The following is an 18,454-nucleotide window of genomic DNA, read 5'->3' on the forward strand; positions in this document are numbered from 1 at the left end:
TGAGCTAGTTCCCGGTTACTCCCTGATGTGGAGTGGCCGGGAAATAGTTTGTAATAAGTTGGTTGTTATGGGGCTCCGGGATGCGGTGAAAAGCTGGGGCTATTGACAGATGCACCCATCAATCTCATGGCCTGTTCGACTGACTATAATGCCTCGTGTGCGACTAGGGAATCGGGCCGGAATACCTTCTTCAAAATCAATCTGCAGTTTCTGTCCCACGACATAAACGCTGTCATACTCCGTGTCCGGGGTGTGGGGGACATCAACAATTGTGATGAAGGTGAATGCGGAATATTTTTGCTCCTCATCGCTGTTGATTTTCTCCCCTGGCGGGATGATTTCGGAGAGTAGAAGCCCAAAAATTGGTTCACTGTGGCCGTTGTTATAAGCCTGCTCGGAAGAAAAATGTACGGTGTTCGTCTCCCGAAGAACGTCGACACACCTTTGGTGACGTGCTTTTGCTTGATCAAGCTGGTCGTAACGGCATACAAACACGGTTAAAAAACACCAAGTATTGATCTCGTTCACGCTAAATCCTTTCTGAAGCCGCGTTAGATCGGATTCATGGCTGTTGTGTAAGCGCCCCTAGGTAAGTATTTTCGCTGGGTTTTGCAATGGCGCTTTGAATGGTGGGGTCCGAACTTTGACACGAACAAATTAGCATCACTCTCAGCTGCATGCGGATCGGAGGAGTGACTTCCGATTACAATCCCGACTACTGGATTGCCGGGAGCATTCTTGTGTACCTGGCATTTTACAGTGTAGGTCCCGATATTATCTCTATACAGTGGGTCGCTTTTCCCCAATGCGTTTGCTGAGGGTGTGAAAAAGAGTAAAAAGATGATGGCGGCTATCGCTGTTCGCAGAGTTTGCTGGTATGCCCAGATCATTCTTCTTCTTGTGTTCGTCTTTAGCATAAGTAGACTCCATCGATGCGTCCTAACGCGGGTCCGACATTTGTGCGAGTGCCGGGTTGTACAGATTTGCATTCTGTGTCTGGAGCGAACGCTAGTGCTACTTTGATGCGTTGTGGTTCTGTTCCACCACAATTGTTATAAACCTGGATGAACATTTTTTCCACTTGCACAACAATGCAGTTTGGAGCCGTCGCTGATCTGGTGGTTCTCAATTGCTTGTGACTTTCCTGTTTGTCCTGGATGAGCTCAATGGAGGCTATATCGCCTTTTTGGAACAGGACACTCTCGCCCGGTTTAAGCTCAACTTCTGTCGCTGCATTTGTCGAGAGCATGGCCGAGGTTTCGGTGGCATGTGCGTTCGATGAAGTACAAATTAAGATTGCAAGGATTGCGGGGACTGCAAGGGGTGGCCAACATTTGTGCACTTTCTATCTCCTGTGGCTTATATCCATTTTTTGATGGTGTGGTTTTGAGATAGGGAGTGAAGTGAGTGACTTTAAGTGTAGCATATAAAATTAACCTAGGTTAACTTTATTTCTAATTGGACTCTTGCGTGCGAAGAGAGTTGCACGTTGCCCCATTTGTGGATACGATTCCATAGTGAAGGTGGAAACGATTCCACACACGCCATCCACATTCCAAGGAGTTGCAATGTTCCCTACCGATAAAGCACCGTTCTCCATGCTCTGGCAGTTCGCCGGCAATGATGACCAGCTGGACATCTTCTCATCAGATGCATCTATCCAGGCTTGGTTGGACACTGAATCCGCACTTGCGCAGGCGCAGGCGAAACACGGTGTCATCACCCAGGAAGACGCGGACGCTATCTCCGCAGCGTGCACCCTGGACAATATCGACCGCGACCGCCTGTGGAAGGACGCCAAGAACGTCGGATACCCGATCCTGGGCCTGGTCCGCCAAATCTCTGAAGCCTTGCCGGAAGGCCCCAACGGCCGCGTTCACTACGGTGCCACCACCCAGGACATCATGGACACTGGCCTTGCTCTGCAGATGACGCGTTCGCTGGAGGCCGTCGATAAGCAGATGGTTCGCCTGGGGGATGCGCTGGCACAGCGCGCCGAGGAGTACAAGGACGCCGTCATGCCCGGCCGTACCCACGCCCAGCAGGCAATCCCCACGACCTTCGGTGCAACCCTGGCAACCCTGCTTGAGCAGTTGCGACGCCAGCGCGAACGCCTGGCTCAGGCCCTGGAGCGCGTGCGCGTGATCTCGCTATTCGGTGCGGGCGGCAACAACGCGGCGCAGGGTGAGACCGCCCCGGCTGTCCGCAAGGACATGGCAGAGGCCCTGGGTCTCAAGGATCCGCAGATTTCCTGGCACGTCGAGCGCGATGTACTCGCCGAATATGGCTGGGTGTGCGCAACGGTGTGCGGTACCGTCGCAAAGCTGGGCCGCAACATCGTGGATCTCTCCCGCACTGAGGTCGGCGAGGTTTTCGAGCCGTACAACTCGCACCGCGGCGCATCGTCGACGATGCCGCAGAAGGTCAACCCGATTTCTTCGGAGCTGATGATTGGCATTTCCACCATCGCGGGCGCCCTGACCAGTGCTTTGACCCGCATCCAGGAGTCTGGCCACGAGCGGGCGGCTGGCGAGTGGCAGGGCGAGTGGCTGCTCATCCCAACCATGGGCAATCTGGCGGGTGCTGCGCTGGATGAGGCGATCGTCGTCGCCGAAGGCATGCGCGTGGATACCGACCGCATGAAGGAAAACCTCAACCTGGACGGCGGACTGATCATGGCGGAGGCACAGATGATTCAGCTGGCCCCTGCGATGGGCCGCGAGAAGGCACACGACTTGGTCTACGAGGCAGCCACCAAGTCCCGTGAGACCAAGACGCACTTCCAGGAGGAACTGCCGATCATCGCGAAGGAACACGGTAAGGAAGACCTGCTTCCAGAGAAGTTCGTCGAGCCTGCTGACTACGTCGGCGAAGCACAGGCCATGGTCAAGGAAGCTGTGGCCCGCTTCAAGGACATGCCCCGCTAACCTGCACCCCCGCTCAACCTGAAGGAAAATTACTATGTCAAGCGCTGCACCCACTACCAACCGTTTCGAGGGGGTGCACGCGCCTGCGCCTTCCTTCTGGAAAGAATCCGCCTGGCGGTTCGGAATCCCCCTCGTGCTGTTCGCTGCACTGTGGTTTAGCCCTCACCCCGAGGCGCTATCCGACGAAGCCTGGCGGATGTTTGGCCTGTTCGTTGCCACGATTCTGGCAATTATTCTCAAGCCCATGCCGATGGGCGCGGTCACCATCATCTTCATGATCATCGGTGTACTCACCGGGATTATCCCGCTGACCGCACCGAAGGATGACCCCGGTAGTGCCTACGCCTTGATGGGTTTTGGTAACGGCACCATCTGGCTGATCGTCATGGCCTTCCTCATCTCCCGTGGCTTCGTGAAGACGGGTCTCGGGCGGCGTATTGCCTTGTACTTCGTGTCCAAGGTCGGTGGCAAGATGCTCGGTGTCTCGTATGGCCTGGCGATGGCTGACTTCGTCCTCTCGCCTGCGATCCCTTCGGCGACCGCCCGCGGCGGTGGCATCATGGCGCCGATTATGAAGTCGGTTGCCCAGACTTACGACTCTGAACCCGGACCAACCCGGCGTCGTGCCGGCGCCTTCCTGGCGCTCAACGTGGGCCAGGTCAACGCGATTACCTGCGCGATGTTCCTCACTGCGATGGCCGGTAACCCGCTCATTGCCTCGTTGGCTGGTCAGTTCGACGTGGAGATTACCTGGACGAACTGGGCCCTGGGTGCGATTGTTCCTGGGCTGTGCGCCTTGATCATCGTGCCGTACGTGGTCTACCTGATTTACCCGCCGGAGTTGAAGGAGACCCCGGAGGCTAAGGCGATGGCTGCCCGCCAGGTCAAGGATCTCGGTCCGCTGACCTATGGGGAGAAGATGCTGGCCGCAACCTTCGTTGTCCTGCTGCTCCTGTGGACGGTCGGCGACCTGGTGCTGGGGATCTCTGCGACGACGACCGCCTTCGTTGGCGTGATTATCCTGCTGGTCACCAACGTTCTGACGTGGGAAGACGTCATCAGCGAGAAAGCTGCGTGGGACACCATGGTGTGGTTCGCAGTCCTCTACATGATGGCAACAGCGTTGTCCCAATACGGTTTCATCGGCTGGATCTCCCAGGCTATCGCTGACGGCCTTGGCGGCATGAACTGGGTCTTAGCACTGGTGCTGCTGGTGATCATCTACTTCTTCAGCCATTACCTGTTCGCGTCCGCGACGGCGCACATCTCCGCAATGTACGTGGCCTTCCTGGGTGCTGCAATCGCCCTGGGCGCACCGCCACTGATGGCGGCCCTGGTCCTGGCGTACACCTCGAACATCTTCACCTCGCTGACGCAGTACGCCGGTGGTGCATCCCCGACACTGTTCGGCATGAAGTACATCACGGTGGGCGAGTGGTGGCGCACCGCAGCCATTGCCGGCATGGTCAGCCTGACCATCTGGATTGTGATTGGTGGCATGTGGATGAAGCTCATCGGCTTCTGGTAAACCACCTGAACTAAGATTTACCGGCATGGCTCCCACAACCCCTTCCCTTCGCGACGTCGCCGAAGCCGCTGGCGTCGGCTACGGCACAGCTTCACGCGCGCTCACTGGGAAGGGGTACGTGTCTCCAGAGACTAAACAGAAGGTCCTCGACGCGGCCCACAAGCTCAATTACCGGCCGAATTACCTGGCTAAGGCGCTGCGCGAGGACCGCACGAACCTCGTCGGCGTGATTCTTCCCGACCTGATCAACGAGTTCTACTCCGACGCCACGCAGGTCATCCAGGACCGCCTGGCAGAGGCTGGCTATCAGATGCTGGTCATCGCAGCCCCGGACGCTCACGCCCAGGACCGGGCCGTGCAGACCCTGCTGGACCACCGGGTGGCCGGCATTATTACTGTCCCAGTCTCCGGGGTGGAACCCGTCTCCCAGGTGCCGGCGGTCCAGCTCAACCGCGCGCAGGTGCCCGGAATCCCGGCCGTCATCAGCAACGACCACGCCGGCTTCGCCGCCCTAGGCAAGCGCTTCTTCCGCCCCGGCATGCGCGTGACCGCCATCGTCGGCGACCCCGGTTTAAGCACCACGCGCAACCGTGTCCAGGGGCTTCGCGAATCCGCCGCGGACACCGGCGCCGAACTCACCGTCTTAAGCGGCACGTATTCCTCCGAATCCGGCTACAACCTCACCGCGCAGGCCTGCGCCGAAGGCGTGCCAGACCTGCTCATCGTCTGCTCGCCACGCCTCATGGCTGGCGCCGTGGTGCAACTGCGCGAGCAAGGTCTCAACTGGCCGGACGATATTCGCGTCGTTGGTTACGACGACCCCGAGTGGTATTCCATGGTCGGCATGAGTGCTGTGCTTCCCCCGCATAAAGAAATGGGGCGCGCGGCCGTCGATACGCTTCTTGCGCTTTTCGACGGCCGCGACACCCCAGAACTACAGGAACTTATGCCACACTACGTTGATCGTGGCTCACTGGATCAACTTTAGCCGGCCACCAGAACTTCTCCCCGAGCAACTGGACCACCGACGGCACCACAAGCGTGCGCACAATCAACGTGTCCAACAGCACGCCGAGGCAAATGATCACGCCAATCTGCGCAAGCACCACGAGCGGCAGCACACCGAGCGCCGCGAAGACTGCCGCGAGCAGGATGCCGGCGGAGGTGATGACGGAGCCGGTCGTCGACAAGCTGGTTAAGATCGCCTGGCGGGTTCCCTCCGTGGTGGCGGCCTCGCGGGTGCGGGTGACCAGGAAGATCGTGTAGTCGATGCCCAACGCCACCAAGAAGACGAAAGCATAGAGCGGGGTGGTGGAATCGAAGCGTTCGAAGCCCAGCAGGTAGTGGGAGACCCACCACCCCACACCCAGGGCAGCAACGTTGGTGAGCAGCACGGATGCCACCATAATCAGCGGAGCAACCAGGCTGCGCAGCAGCGCGATCAGGGCGACAAACACCAGAATCAGGACGAGCGGGAAGATAATCGCGCGGTCGCGCTCTGCGGCCTGCTCCGTGTCGTACAACTCCGCGTCCGGGCCGCCGACCAGCGCGCCCGTGCCCTCTAGGGTCTGGCGCAGTTCCTCGGTCGTGCCGCCGGAGACGGTGAGGAAACCGTCGGCTTCGGTGACCGAATACCCGCCGGCCTCGAGGGCCTCGCGCGCGCCGGGCTCCGCGGTCACGGTCGCAGGTGTTGCGGACATGTTCGGGAAGGCCTCAGATAGTTCCTGAGCTGCTGTGATGGATTCGGGCTTCTCGATGAACTGGTCCGACTGCGTCAGCCCGGTGGAAATCTGCAGCGCGCCCAAGCACATCACGCCCAGCGCAGCGAGCGCCCCGACCGTAATGGCCTTTGGATGCTTCTCGACGGTCCGGCCGACCGCATCGAATACCTTGTGTTCAGTCTTTTCGCCAACCTGTGGGCGCTTGGGCCAGAATACCCAGCGGCCAAAAATCACTAGCACGCCAGGCGAGACGAAGGCACCGAAGAGGAACGCGATGGTCACGCCAATCGCGGCGGCTGCGCCAAGCGCGCGGGTCGTTGGCGTAAGTGACGCCAACAGGCAGAGCACGCCGATGACCACGGTGGCCGCGGACGCCAGAATCGTGGTGACCGTGGGTTTCCACGCGCGTGCCATGGCCTCGAAGCGATTCTCGGTGAGATGGAGTTCGTCGCGGTAGCGGGAAATCAGGAGCAAGGCGTAGTTGGTGCCGGCGCCGAACACCAGCACGGAAAGAATGCCAGCGGTGGACTCGTTCCAATGCATGCCCAGAGGCTCGAGGACCCACGTGAATACCGTGGCGACCAAACGGTCAGCGATACCGATGACCAGCAGCGGGATAATCCACAGGATGGGGGAGCGGTAGGTTGCGATAAGCAGGATTGCCACGATGATGCCCGTGACCGCCAGCAGCTTGAAGTTCGCCCCGGAGAACACGCCGGATAGGTCGGCTTCGATGGCCGCCGGTCCGGTGACCTGGGCAGTGACGCCTTCAGGGGCGGCGTCGGAGACGTCGGCGCGCAGTTCTTCGACCTTGTCCAGGTTGCCGGTCAGCGACTCGGACTCAATCTGGACAGGCACGATTGCTGAGGTTGCGTCCTCGTTCGGGATCAGGGGACCGCCAAGGTCTTCGGCGATGCGCCCGAGCCCGGGTAGGGTTTCAGGCGATACCCCGGAGAAGAAGACGATGGCCGATTGGCCGGCGTCCTCGCCGGTTTGGGCTTCGGCCTGAGCTTTCAGTTCCGCGACGGTGGCGGAGTCGGTGCCGTCGGCAAGCATTGCGGTGGCCGATTGCTCAGCTTCCTTCGGGCCGATGGACATAAGTGCCACGGCTAATCCGATGAGTACCAGCGATACCCAGCGCATTTGTGACATCGTTTTAGAATTCACGGATGGTCCTTTCACAAGTGTTCTTCAAAAGTACGCGCGTTTTGCACTAAGTGCAATTTTCGAATGCTTGGGTCGGTGTCTGGGGTTCCGGCTACCATCGTGGGTTATGAATTCACAGACTCCGCTGACCCCGCCCGTCGCGCCCATTCACCCCGTGGTGCGCAGCCATCATGGCCACGATTTCGTGGACGATTACGAGTGGCTACGGCAGAAAGACTCCCCGGAAACCGTCGCCTACCTCGAGGCTGAAAACGCCTACATGGAACAGGAAACCGCGCACCTTGGGGAGCTGAAAGGCCAGATTTACCAGGAGATTAAGTCCCGAACTCAGCAGACCGATATGTCCGTGCCGTCGCGCATCGGCGATTATTGGTACTACGCCCGCACGGTCGAAGGGCAAGATTATCCGCTCTCGTGCCGCGTTGCCGCCGACCCAACCGCCGCGAACCCGTGGCTTCCGCCCGAGGTTCCCGAAGAGGGTGCGATGTCCGGCGAGGAGATTCTGCTGGATTTGAATGAGCTCGCCGCAGGCCACGAATTCTTCTCGCTCGGCGCAAACTCACTGTCCGGCTCCTACCGCTACCTCGCCTACTCCACGGACACCGCCGGCGACGAACGCTTCGACCTGGTCATCAAAGACCTGGCCACCGGTGAGCTTCTCGACGACCGCCTGGAAGGCATCTTTTACGGGGCAACCTGGGCAGGGGATGACTACATCTTCTACTCCACCGTCGATGACGCCTGGCGCCCCGACGCGATCTGGCGCCACAAGGTGGGCACCGCACAATCCGAGGACCAGCTGGTCTACCGGGAAGAGGACGCGCTGTTCTCCGTGGGGGTGGGCAAGTCCCGCAGCCAGAAGTACCTGTTCATCGAGTCGGGTTCAAAGATTACCTCCGAGGTCCGCGTCCTCCTCGCGGATGACCCGACCGGTGAATTTGACGTGCTCTGGCAGCGCGAATCCGGCGTGGAATACGACATCGACCACGCCATCGTCGCAGGCGAAGACACCTGGATTGTCACGCACAACGCCACCGGCCCGAACTTCGCCGTGGCGCATACCCCGGCGGTGACCGGCGCGGACCTGCCCGCGCTCACTGACGCGCCCGAACTGGTAACTCACGACGAACAGGTGCGCATCGAGGGCGTGGACACCTACAGCAACTTCATGGTTTTGGACTACCGCGCTGGCGGTATTCCGCGTAATTCCGTCATACGTTTGGGCGACGGGTGGGGCCGCTTCACCGAGATCGCCTTCGACGAGGAGCTCTACTCCATGTCGCTGGGCGGCACCCCGGAATGGGAATCCCCAACCCTGCGCTTGAGCTATGTTTCCTTTACCCAGCCCGCCCAGATTTTTGACTACAACGTAGCCACCGGTGAACGCACCTTACTCAAGGAGCAGCAGGTGCTCGGCGGGTACGACGCCTCCGAGTACACCGCGTACCGGCTCTGGGCCACTGCCGACGACGGCACCGAAATCCCGGTCTCCGTCATCCACCGAGCAGACCTGGACACCTCCACCCCGAGCCCCACTTTGCTCTACGGGTATGGAGCGTACGAGTCCTCTGTCGACCCCGGCTTTTCCATCGCGCGCCTGTCCCTCCTTGACCGCGGCATGATCTTTGCGATCGCCCACGTCCGTGGCGGCGGTGAGATGGGCCGTGGCTGGTACGACCACGGCAAGATGCTCGAAAAGAAGAACACATTCACCGACTTCATTGCCGTCGCCGACCACCTCGTGGAGCAAGGCTTGACCAGCTACGAGCACATGGTCGCCGAAGGTGGTTCGGCCGGCGGCATGTTAGTTGGCGCGGTGGCGAATATGGCGCCTGAGAAGTTCGCCGGTATCCAGGCCGTCGTGCCCTTCGTGGATTCCCTGACCTCAATGCTCATGCCCGAATTGCCGCTGACCATCGGGGAGTGGGAAGAGTGGGGCGACCCGCTGCATGACCCGCGCGTCTACGAATACATGGCCTCCTACTCCGCGTACGAGAATGTGGAGGACAAGGAATACCCGGACATCTTCGCGATTACCTCGATTAACGACACCCGTGTGCTCTACGTCGAACCCGCCAAATGGGTGGCGCGCCTGCGCGCCACGGCCCAGGGCCACGTCCTGCTCAAGACCGAGATGGCCGCCGGCCACGGCGGTGTGTCTGGCCGCTACGCCAAGTGGGAACAAACCGCGCTGGAATACGCGTGGACCCTGGATACTGCGACGAACGGGCGCAAGGCTCGCCGCTAAAACGCAGAAAGCCCGCGCAGGGGTGCGCGGGCTTGCGGGGCGGGTGCTTAACGGTTCACCGCAGTAATCGCGAAGTTCGGCTTCGAATCATGCCCCGGTGCCAGGCCGAACTCGCGGTCCAATTCCTGGACCTCCGGCAGCCAGTGGATCTCCACATCGCTGAAACCAGCGGCGCGGAAGACATCTGCGTACTCCTCGGGCGAGGAGGCAGTAGCTAGCGGGAGGTCGGCCATGACCGAATCGTCATACGCCTTGACAAAGGAATCCGGGGATTCTTCGCACTCGACCTCAATGTCCTGCGGGATGCCGTCGGTGTACCAGTTCGCGTCCGCGGCAACAACCAGGCCGCCGGGGCGCAGCACCTGCTTCCAGGCACGTGCGGCAACCTCCGGATTCCGCAGCGTCCATAGCAGGTAACGGCTAGTTACCACATCGAAGGTGCCTAAGTCGGCTGAGATTTCCGTGACGTCCGCGCGCGCGAATGTGGCCTTCGGAGCGCCGTGGCTGGCGCGATGTGCGGCCTCCGCCTCGGCTTGGCGAATCATACCGGGCGCGCCGTCTAGGCCGATAACCGTGTGGCCTAAGTCCGCGAGGATGTGTGCTACGTAGCCGGGGCCTGTTCCTACGTCGAGGATGTCCAGCTCGTGGCCGGGGATGAGGCGGGCGAAAATCTCGGTCCAGAGTTTACGGTCTGCGGTTGCGCGCTCTGAGATGACGTGGTGGTCGTGGTAGGCCTTGGCGCGCTGCGACCAGTAGGCATCGAGGACTGCTTGAGTTTTCGACATAGAAAAGCCCCTATACATTCGAAAATGATAATCAATCTTTCGAGTGAGTATAGGGGCTAATTCTCAAACGGTCAATTAAACCGATAAGTGTTGGTGGTAGCGTACCTCCGGAAGGTTCGCCAGGAACTCCTCATCAGCTTTCCGGAACGTCAAAATGAAGCCGTCACCAGTATCAATGCGCTCCACAGGGAGGCGGTATACCGGCTCGAGCACTTCTGGGACCAGCACGTCGGAGGTCGGGCCCTCGATGACCACCTTGCCGTCGTGGAAGACCATCAGGTCGTCGCAGTAGCGGGCGGCCAGGTTGAGGTCGTGCAAGACCACAACCGCCGCGCCGGGAAGGTGGGCGATGAGGTCCATGATGTCGTACTGGAAGCGGATGTCCAGGTGGTTCGTCGGCTCATCCAGCAGGATGTGTTGCGCCTGCTGGGTCAGGCCACGCGCAATCAGGGAACGCTGCTTCTCGCCGCCGGAGAGTTGGGAAAAGTCCCGGGTAGCCAGGTGGATGGCACCGACATCGCGGAGCGACTGATCAACGATCTCCTCATCTTCTTCCGTCGGCCGACCCGTCAACCCCAGGTAGGGAAGGCGGCCGAGCATGACCAGTTCGGCGATGCTGACAGGCATGTCCGATTCGTGTTCCTGGGTCACCACGGACAACTTGTGCGCCAGTGTTTTCTTGTCCAGGTCTTTCAGCGGGGTGCCGTCGATAAGCACCTGACCAGAATCGGGGTGCAGTGAACCGAAGAGGCAGCGCAGAAGGGTGGTCTTGCCGGAGCCGTTCGGCCCGACGAGGCCCATGGTGCGCCCATCCTTGATCGTGATGTTCACGTCTTCGAGGATGGTGCGCGAACCGCGCGTGAATGTGATGCCGGTGCCTTCAATCACTAGCGGTTCTCCAGGTATTCGTTGACCATTTCCAGACCGTCGATGGACAGGCCTGATGGTGGCTCAGCGAAGTACAGCAGCATTGGGAGGATTGCGCCCTCTTTGCCGGCGGTGGTTTCGTTGATACCGGTGATGGCCTTGACGCCGTCGATAGCCTGCTGCTTGTTCTCCTCGCCGCCGGCGGAGTAGAGGGAAATGATCACGTCAGGGTTGCGGGCGATGATTTCCTCAGCGGTGACCTCGAAGACGCGGTCCTTGACGTCGCCGAAGACGTTCTCCATGCCAGCGGACTCAACGATCGGGTGGGACATGGAGCCGGTGCCGTACGCGTAGTTCACGGAACCGTCGGTCGATGGGTAGAGCACGGCAACCTTGAGGCCTTCGCCCGGCTTCTTCTCTTCAGCCTTGGCCAGGCGTTCCTTGGTTTCCTCGATGTACTTCGTGGCCTGCTCATCAGCCTGGAAGAGGTTGCCGTAGAAGTTGATGTGATCCCAGACGGCATCCCACGAAGCGTCGCCCTTGAGCGCGCCACAGAAGCCTGGCTCCTCGATGATGGGGACGCCGGTGCCTTCCATGGCGTTGTAGTCCACGTTGCCGGCGTAGCCGATGATGAAGTCGGAACCGGTGCCCACGACCTCTTCCTTGGAGATCTGCAGGTGGCCGCCACCGTCAAGCTTTTGGGTCAGGTTCTTGATGCCGGCAAGCTTCGCGTTGACCTCGTCGGTGAAGTACTCATCAGGGAACGCGCCAGCAAGCATGTGCACGTTGTCCAGCCCGCCCACTGCGTTGAGGGTCGGAACAACGCCCGCGCGGTTAACCAGCATAACCTTCTCTGGAACGGAGTCCAGGGCGTAGTCATGGCCGCAGTTCTGGAAGGTGATTTGCTTGCCGTCGCTAGCAGCTGCACTGCTTGACGACGCCGTCGTGGAGCTCGCATTCGTGGACTCGGAAGAATCCGAGCACGCTGCAAGCGAGAGGGACAGGGTAGCGGCGGCGATGAGCGCCAGGCCGCGGCGATGGAGGGACATGGGGCGTCCTTTCTTTGTGGGACTCGGGCGAAACTATGAAATTATCCAGTGGCGCGCATCTTGCGCACCAAGATCAACAGGAATGGGGCGCCAACCAGGGCAGTGATGATGCCGATCGACAGCTCGCGTGGCGCTAATAGTGTGCGCGCTCCGACGTCAGCCCACATGAGGAGAACCGCGCCGAGCAGTGCAGCAACGGGCAACATGGTGCGGTGCGAGCCGCCGACTGCGCGGCGTGCCAGGTGGGGGATGACCAAGCCGACGAAGCTGATGGAACCCGCCATGGCGACGAGCGCGCCGACGAGCAAACATGAGAGAACGAGCATGAGGGCGCGGAACCGTTCCGGGTTGATGCCTGCGGTGAGGGCGGTTTCGTCGCCAATGCCTAAAGCGTCTAGGTTGCGGCCCCACACAATAGCGATGGCCAGGCACACGAGGACCGTGATGACGCACACCAGCAGGGCGCCGTCCCACTTGGCTAAGCCGAGGGAGCCGAGCAGCCAGAACATGACGGAACGGGAGCCTTCGGCGTCGTCGGAGGCGAAGATGAGGAACGAGGTGACTGCGGACAGGGCGTAGCCGATGGCCACGCCGGCCATGAGCAGGCGGATCGAGGTGAGGCGGCCCTGCGAGCGTGCTACCGCGTAGAGCAGGAAGGACGCGGCTAGTGCGCCGAGGAAAGCGGAACCTTGCAGGGCGTAATCACCGAAGGCTGCGCCCGCTCCGAAGAGGATCGCCAGGGCCGCGCCGGTGGAGGCGCCACCGTTAATGCCGATGATGTACGGGTCGGCGAGCATGTTGCGCACCAAAGTCTGCAGGATGGCGCCCGCGATCGACAGGCCGGCACCTACGAAAAGGCCAAGGATCGCGCGTGGGGCGCGGATGTCCCATACGATGGTGTCTTTCAGGGATTCCACCGTCAGTTCCGTGCCAAATACGTGGTGGGAAATGATATTCCACGTTTCGCCAGCGCTCACCGGGACGGAACCTACGCCGATGTTGATTGTCAGCGTCGCAATAAGGGCAAGGAAAAGGCCCACCATCCATATCGTTGCTATACGACGATGATGGCGGAAACCGAGAATGTCATCGCTTGTCTTCTGCCTACTTTCAATCACGTACTTGAGATTAGAGGCTCATTGTCAAAAGGTCAATTGGGCATAAAAATAACCTGGAAGCGGGGTAAACCCGCTCCCAGGTTGGGGATTTATAGCTTTTTACAGCCCGGGTATCAGCCGCGCAATCTGTGGCATGAGCTGCTTCACGATTGGCGCCAACAGGGCAGCCAGACCGCCGATAGCGAACAGAATTCCAACCAGTCCGCCCACGCAGGGGGGCCCGCAGCGTGCCGCGTTGGTCTAAAAGGGAATCGCCAGGAATCGTCGTGCGACGATCGCGACGATTCGCGTAATCGTCGCGCGACGATTACGACGATTGGCTATAATCGTCGTATGTGGCGTGAAACGTGCAACCTAGAATTTAAGCAACAAGTTTCAGATTCATTCCTTAAGACTGTGAGTGCTTTCGCAAACGGTAGTGGAGGACAAGTACTCTTCGGCATAACTGATGACGGCGTCCGCGTCGGGTTAGCGGATCCACAAGCCGATGCTCTGCTTATCGAGAACAAAATAAACACCACCCTCGATCCGATTCCCCCGTACAGTATCGATATCGGGGAGGACGCAACGGTGACATTAACAGTGGAACGGGGTCCGTTTACCCCATATTTGTACCGTCGTCAGGCGTACCGTAGGGCTGACTCGTCGACTGTTGCAGTAGATCGGTTGGATTTAGGTAGGCTCATTCTGCAGGGCAGTAATCAGACATTTGACGGGCTTGTTTATCGGGGAGACGTTAGTTCTTTAACTTTTGATGCGCTCGGCGAAAAAGTGCAGCATGTCCTCGGTGTTAAAGATTTCGATCCTGATGTTCTCAAAACTCTGGAACTGATGACACCCACGGGAGAATACACAAACGCTGCTGCGCTCATGGCTGACCATAATGATTTTCCTGGCATCGATATTGCTGTATTTGGGAAAAGCATTAATGAGATCCGGGCACGCCACAATCTCGCTGGAACGTCGTTAATTTTGCAGCTGCATGCTGCGGTTGAGATCATGCAGCAGACCTATCACTATGAGCTTATCGACGGTACACAGCGCCGCATAGTCGCTTCTATTCCGACCGAAGCCTTCCGCGAGGCCGTCGCTAATGCTCTTGTGCACCGTCAGTGGGATGTGCCAAGCCATATTCGAATCGCGATGTTCCCCGACCGGATAGAAATAACATCTCCCGGTGGCCTTCCTCCGGGGATTACGGAGGAAGAATATCTACGTGGCCACTTGTCGTTGCCCAGGAATGTGGTCATAGCTGGCCTCTTTTTCCGCCTCGGATATATAGAAAAATTCGGCACCGGGATTGTCCGGATTAAACATGCTTACCGCAATTCAGTAAAACAGCCGGTTTTTGAGATTGGCAATGTATCAATCACGGTCACGCTCCCCGTGGTAACAGAAGCTAACGAAGTGTCTGCGGAAGAGCTGTCAGTTTTGCGGGCTTTGGAAGACGGCGAAAGTAGCCGAAGCGATGTACAAAATTACACAGGCCTGAGCCGTGATGCCACGATTCGTGCGCTAAATTCGTTGATTGAAGTCGGTGCCATCAAGCGTATGGGTGCTGGTCCGGCAACAAGGTATCGTCGCATCTAGGAGCTGTCGGGGGTGAAAACTAGGTCGGGGTGAACCTTTGACGCTAGGATGAGTTCCGCATCATATTGGTCCGAATAGCCTTACAAGAATGGGAAGTCTTATGGCCCGAATCGTTGTCCATGTCATGCCGAAACCAGAGATTCTGGACCCGCAGGGTCAGGCCGTGCAGCGTGCACTTGGCCGTATCGGAATCACTGGTGTTACTGACGTTCGCCAGGGGAAGCGTTTTGAAATTACCCATGACGGAACTCTCAGTGACGCAGACGTCGAAAAGCTCAGCCGCGAGCTGCTTGCTAATACTGTGATTGAAGATTTTGACATCGTCGTTGAAGGCGAGGGCGCCTAGTGTCCGCAAAGATTGGGGTAATCACGTTCCCCGGGACGCTTGACGACGTCGACGCTTCCCGCGCAGCCGCCCGCGCCGGAGCAGAAGTGGTGTCCCTGTGGCACGCTGACGAAGACCTCCGCGGCGTCGACGCAGTGGTCGTACCTGGTGGATTCTCCTACGGCGACTACCTGCGTACCGGCGCAATTTCCGCGCTGGCACCCGTCATGCAGTCCGTGATCGACGCTGCCAAGAAGGGCATGCCCGTCCTGGGTATCTGCAACGGTTTCCAGATCTTGACGGAAGCCCGCCTCCTGCCCGGCGCATTGACCCGTAACCAGGGTCTGAACTTCCACTGCGTGGATACGTACCTTGAGGTAGAAAACGCGGAAACCGCGTGGACCAACCAGTTCGAAGCTGGCCAGAAGATCTTCATCCCGGCGAAGCACGGTGAGGGCCGCTTCCAGGCAGATGCCGAAACCATTGAGGCGCTGGAAAAGGAAGGCCGTGTGGTCTTCCGCTACACGGATAACTTCAACGGTTCCATCAACGGTATCGCTGGCGTGACCAGTGAGAATGGCCGTGTTGTGGGGCTTATGCCGCACCCAGAGCACGCGATTGACACTTTGACTGGCCCATCGACGGATGGTTTGGGGCTGTTTGCTTCCGCCCTTCACCTGCTGTCCACCACCGCCTAATTGTTTAGCCGCGGTGGGCTTTTTATTTTTACCCGCCGTGAGCACCGTGCATACGAGGAGAACGTAAGTGACACACGTGCATAACGACACCGTCGCAGAGGCACTGGAGACCCCAGACAAGGAGCAGCCGTACGCTGCGCTCGGGCTTCGCGACGAAGAATATGCTCACATCAAAGAAATCCTGGGCCGCCGCCCCACCGACGCTGAACTGACGGTGTACTCCGTCATGTGGTCGGAGCACTGCTCCTACAAGTCGTCGAAGGTGCACCTGCGCTACTTCGGTGAGACCACCACGGAGGAAATGGCGTCCAAGATTCTGGCCGGTATCGGCGAGAACGCGGGCGTGGTCGACGTGGGAGACGGCAACGCCGTGACTTTCCGCGTGGAGTCCCATAACCACCCGTCGTACATTGAGCCTCACCAGGGTGCGGCGACCGGCGTGGGCGGCATTGTCCGCGACATCATGGCGATGGGTGCGCGCCCGATTGCTGTGATGGACCAGCTGCGTTTCGGTCCCGCCGACGCCCCGGACACCCAGCGTGTGCTGCCCGGCGTCGTCGACGGCATTTCCCACTACGGCAACTGCCTGGGCCTGCCGAACATTGGCGGCGAGACCGTCTTCGACGAATCTTACGCAGGTAACCCGCTGGTCAATGCGCTGTGTGTGGGTACTTTGAAGTCCGATGACCTGAAACTTGCATTCGCCTCTGGCCGCGGCAACAAGGTGATCCTGTTCGGTTCCCGTACCGGCCTCGACGGCATTGGTGGCGTTTCCGTTCTGGCTTCGGATACTTTCGCTGAGGGCGCGGAACGCAAGCTTCCGGCTGTTCAGGTGGGCGACCCCTTCGCGGAGAAGGTCCTTATTGAATGCTGCCTGGACCTCTACCACGCTGGTGTGGTCGTGGGCATCCAGGACTTGGGTGGCGCTGGCTTGGCGTGTGCTACCTCTGAGCTGGCGGCATCCGGTGACGGCGGCATGGAAGTCAACCTGGATAACGTGCCACTGCGCGCGGAAAACATGACTGCGGCTGAGATCTTGGCTTCGGAATCCCAGGAGCGCATGTGTGCGGTTGTGCGCCCTGAGGATGTGGATCGTTTCAAGGAAATTTGCGCGCACTGGGACGTCACCTGCGCCGTTATCGGCGAAGTCGTGGAGGGCGAAAACCTGGTGATCAAGCACCAGGGTGAAGTCGTCTTCGACGCCCCGGCGAACACCATCGCCGACGACGCCCCCGTCTACGACCGCCCGTGGGCGCGCCCAGATTGGCAGGACAAGCTGCAAGAACCTGGCCGCGAAGGTGGGGTGCCACTGCCTTCCGAACCGGCTGAGATCGCAGACGCTATCACCCGCCTGACCGCCAGCCCGGCACTGTGCTCGCGTGCGTACATCACCGAACAGTACGACCGCTACGTCCGTGGCAACACGGTCAAGGCGAAGAACTCGGACGCTGGTGTGCTGCGTATCGACGAAACCACCGGCCGCGGCGTCGCCGTGTCCGCAGATGCGTCGGGCCGCTACACCTACCTGGATCCCAACATGGGCGCACGCTTGGCGCTGGCGGAGGCGTACCGCAACGTCGTCGTCAGTGGTGGCAGCCCGGTTGCAGTGACCAACTGCCTGAACTTCGGCTCCCCAGAGGATCCGGACGTGATGTGGCAGTTCCGCGAGGCCGTGCATGGGCTTGCCGACGGCTCCCTCGAGCTGACCATCCCCGTGTCCGGAGGCAACGTCTCCTTCTACAACCAGACGGGTGACCAGGCGATTCTTCCAACCCCAGTCGTCGGTGTTCTAGGCGTCATGGACGACGTCGCCAAGGCGCACGGCCACGACCTGGGTAGTGTCGAAGAACCCGAGGTCCTCTTCGTCCTGGGTAAGACGGACGCCGACTTCGGCGGTTCGATTTGGCAGGAGATTTCCGGCACGCCGTTGCAGGGCCTCCCACCACAGGTGGATCTGGCAGATGAGGAAGCACTTGGTGCATTCTTCGCATCCGGCATCCAGGTCACCGCAGCTCACGACCTCTCCGAGGGGGGCCTGATCCAGGGTGTCCTGGAGATGGCGTTCCGATCCGGCCGTGGTGTCGAACTCGATGTCAGCGAAGTCCACGAGAATCTGTGGACCGCCCTGGCTTCCGAGTCTGCATCGCGTGTGGTCGTTGCTGTGACCGCCGACCACGTGGATGCGCTGTTGGCTGCCGCCGCTAAGGCAGGAGTCCCAGCGACCCGCATCGGTGCCACCACCGAAGGCCGCGACATTGCCATCAACCACGGTGAGCAGAAGGTCACCTTAGACCTTGATGAGCTGCACGCCGCATGGGAGGGCACGCTGCCAGGCCTCTTCGGGGTAACGCACACCCAGTAAAGAAACGTAAACCTGGTAGCAAGCTGGAGGGAATCTTTTCGATCCCCTCCAGCTTTTTCTTGTGCTCTT

Annotated in this window: 14 protein-coding genes; 8 read left to right on the forward strand and 6 right to left on the reverse strand. The window is 59.8% G+C overall.

Annotation, left to right across the window (positions count from 1 at the left end; genetic code table 11):
* Window positions 1-99 precede the first annotated feature (99 nt).
* The gene (locus ATK06_RS05465; protein ID WP_098388974.1) at window positions 100-528 is read right to left on the reverse strand and encodes a hypothetical protein; all 429 of its coding nucleotides are present in this window, start codon (window positions 526-528) and stop codon (window positions 100-102) included.
* Between the two features lie 1,040 nt (window positions 529-1,568).
* Here ATK06_RS05465 and ATK06_RS05470 point away from each other — a divergent pair.
* The 3 genes from ATK06_RS05470 to ATK06_RS05480 are packed head-to-tail and all read left to right on the forward strand — an operon-like array spanning window position 1,569 to window position 5,443.
* On the forward strand, window positions 1,569-2,927 hold the full coding sequence (locus ATK06_RS05470) for a class-II fumarase/aspartase family protein (RefSeq protein ID WP_083986097.1): 1,359 nt from the start codon (window positions 1,569-1,571) through the stop codon (window positions 2,925-2,927).
* Window positions 2,928-2,961: 34 nt separating this feature from the next.
* Window positions 2,962-4,455: a DASS family sodium-coupled anion symporter gene (locus tag ATK06_RS05475; RefSeq protein WP_098388975.1), complete on the forward strand. Its 1,494-nt coding sequence runs from the start codon at window positions 2,962-2,964 to the stop codon at window positions 4,453-4,455.
* 25 nt (window positions 4,456-4,480) lie between these two features.
* The gene (locus ATK06_RS05480; protein WP_048380772.1) at window positions 4,481-5,443 is read left to right on the forward strand and encodes a LacI family DNA-binding transcriptional regulator; all 963 of its coding nucleotides are present in this window, start codon (window positions 4,481-4,483) and stop codon (window positions 5,441-5,443) included.
* On the opposite strand, the gene ATK06_RS05485 is transcribed toward ATK06_RS05480, so the two are convergent.
* Window positions 5,400-7,343: an MMPL family transporter gene (locus tag ATK06_RS05485; RefSeq protein ID WP_231913547.1), complete on the reverse strand. Its 1,944-nt coding sequence runs from the start codon at window positions 7,341-7,343 to the stop codon at window positions 5,400-5,402. The genes ATK06_RS05480 and ATK06_RS05485 overlap by 44 nt on opposite strands.
* A 106-nt stretch (window positions 7,344-7,449) precedes the next feature.
* Between ATK06_RS05485 and ATK06_RS05490 the strand changes: the two genes are divergently transcribed.
* Window positions 7,450-9,591 (forward strand): S9 family peptidase, encoded by a 2,142-nt coding sequence (locus ATK06_RS05490; RefSeq protein ID WP_048380770.1) that lies wholly within the window; start codon window positions 7,450-7,452, stop codon window positions 9,589-9,591.
* Between the two features lie 47 nt (window positions 9,592-9,638).
* Here ATK06_RS05490 and ATK06_RS05495 read toward each other — a convergent pair whose 3' ends face one another.
* From ATK06_RS05495 to ATK06_RS05510, 4 genes are all read right to left on the reverse strand, one after another.
* Window positions 9,639-10,376 (reverse strand): class I SAM-dependent methyltransferase, encoded by a 738-nt coding sequence (locus ATK06_RS05495; protein WP_053072831.1) that lies wholly within the window; start codon window positions 10,374-10,376, stop codon window positions 9,639-9,641.
* A gap of 75 nt (window positions 10,377-10,451) precedes the next feature.
* Window positions 10,452-11,264 (reverse strand): ABC transporter ATP-binding protein, encoded by an 813-nt coding sequence (locus tag ATK06_RS05500; RefSeq protein ID WP_098388977.1) that lies wholly within the window; start codon window positions 11,262-11,264, stop codon window positions 10,452-10,454.
* The gene (locus ATK06_RS05505; RefSeq protein ID WP_048380763.1) at window positions 11,264-12,292 is read right to left on the reverse strand and encodes an ABC transporter substrate-binding protein; all 1,029 of its coding nucleotides are present in this window, start codon (window positions 12,290-12,292) and stop codon (window positions 11,264-11,266) included. The genes ATK06_RS05500 and ATK06_RS05505 overlap by 1 nt, the downstream gene beginning before the upstream one ends.
* A gap of 41 nt (window positions 12,293-12,333) precedes the next feature.
* Complete coding sequence (locus tag ATK06_RS05510; RefSeq protein ID WP_098388978.1) at window positions 12,334-13,335, reverse strand: FecCD family ABC transporter permease; 1,002 nt, start codon at window positions 13,333-13,335, stop codon at window positions 12,334-12,336.
* Window positions 13,336-13,743: 408 nt separating this feature from the next.
* Here ATK06_RS05510 and ATK06_RS05515 point away from each other — a divergent pair, with 408 nt between their 5' ends.
* From ATK06_RS05515 to purL, 4 genes are all read left to right on the forward strand, one after another.
* A complete protein-coding gene (locus ATK06_RS05515) occupies window positions 13,744-15,000 on the forward strand; it encodes an ATP-binding protein (protein WP_048381068.1) in 1,257 nt (418 codons plus the stop codon).
* Between the two features lie 100 nt (window positions 15,001-15,100).
* A complete protein-coding gene (purS, locus tag ATK06_RS05520; RefSeq protein WP_048380761.1) occupies window positions 15,101-15,346 on the forward strand; it encodes a phosphoribosylformylglycinamidine synthase subunit PurS in 246 nt (81 codons plus the stop codon).
* Window positions 15,346-16,023 carry a phosphoribosylformylglycinamidine synthase subunit PurQ gene (gene purQ / locus ATK06_RS05525; RefSeq protein WP_048380759.1) on the forward strand — a complete coding sequence of 226 codons (678 nt, stop codon included), beginning with the start codon at window positions 15,346-15,348 and terminating at the stop codon, window positions 16,021-16,023. Before purS ends, purQ begins: the two co-directional genes overlap by 1 nt.
* Window positions 16,024-16,090: 67 nt before the next feature.
* Window positions 16,091-18,385: a phosphoribosylformylglycinamidine synthase subunit PurL gene (purL, locus tag ATK06_RS05530; RefSeq protein WP_098388979.1), complete on the forward strand. Its 2,295-nt coding sequence runs from the start codon at window positions 16,091-16,093 to the stop codon at window positions 18,383-18,385.
* Window positions 18,386-18,454 lie beyond the last annotated feature (69 nt).

The sequence above is a fragment of the Corynebacterium renale genome, from assembly GCF_002563965.1.
Lineage (GTDB): Bacteria > Actinomycetota > Actinomycetes > Mycobacteriales > Mycobacteriaceae > Corynebacterium > Corynebacterium renale.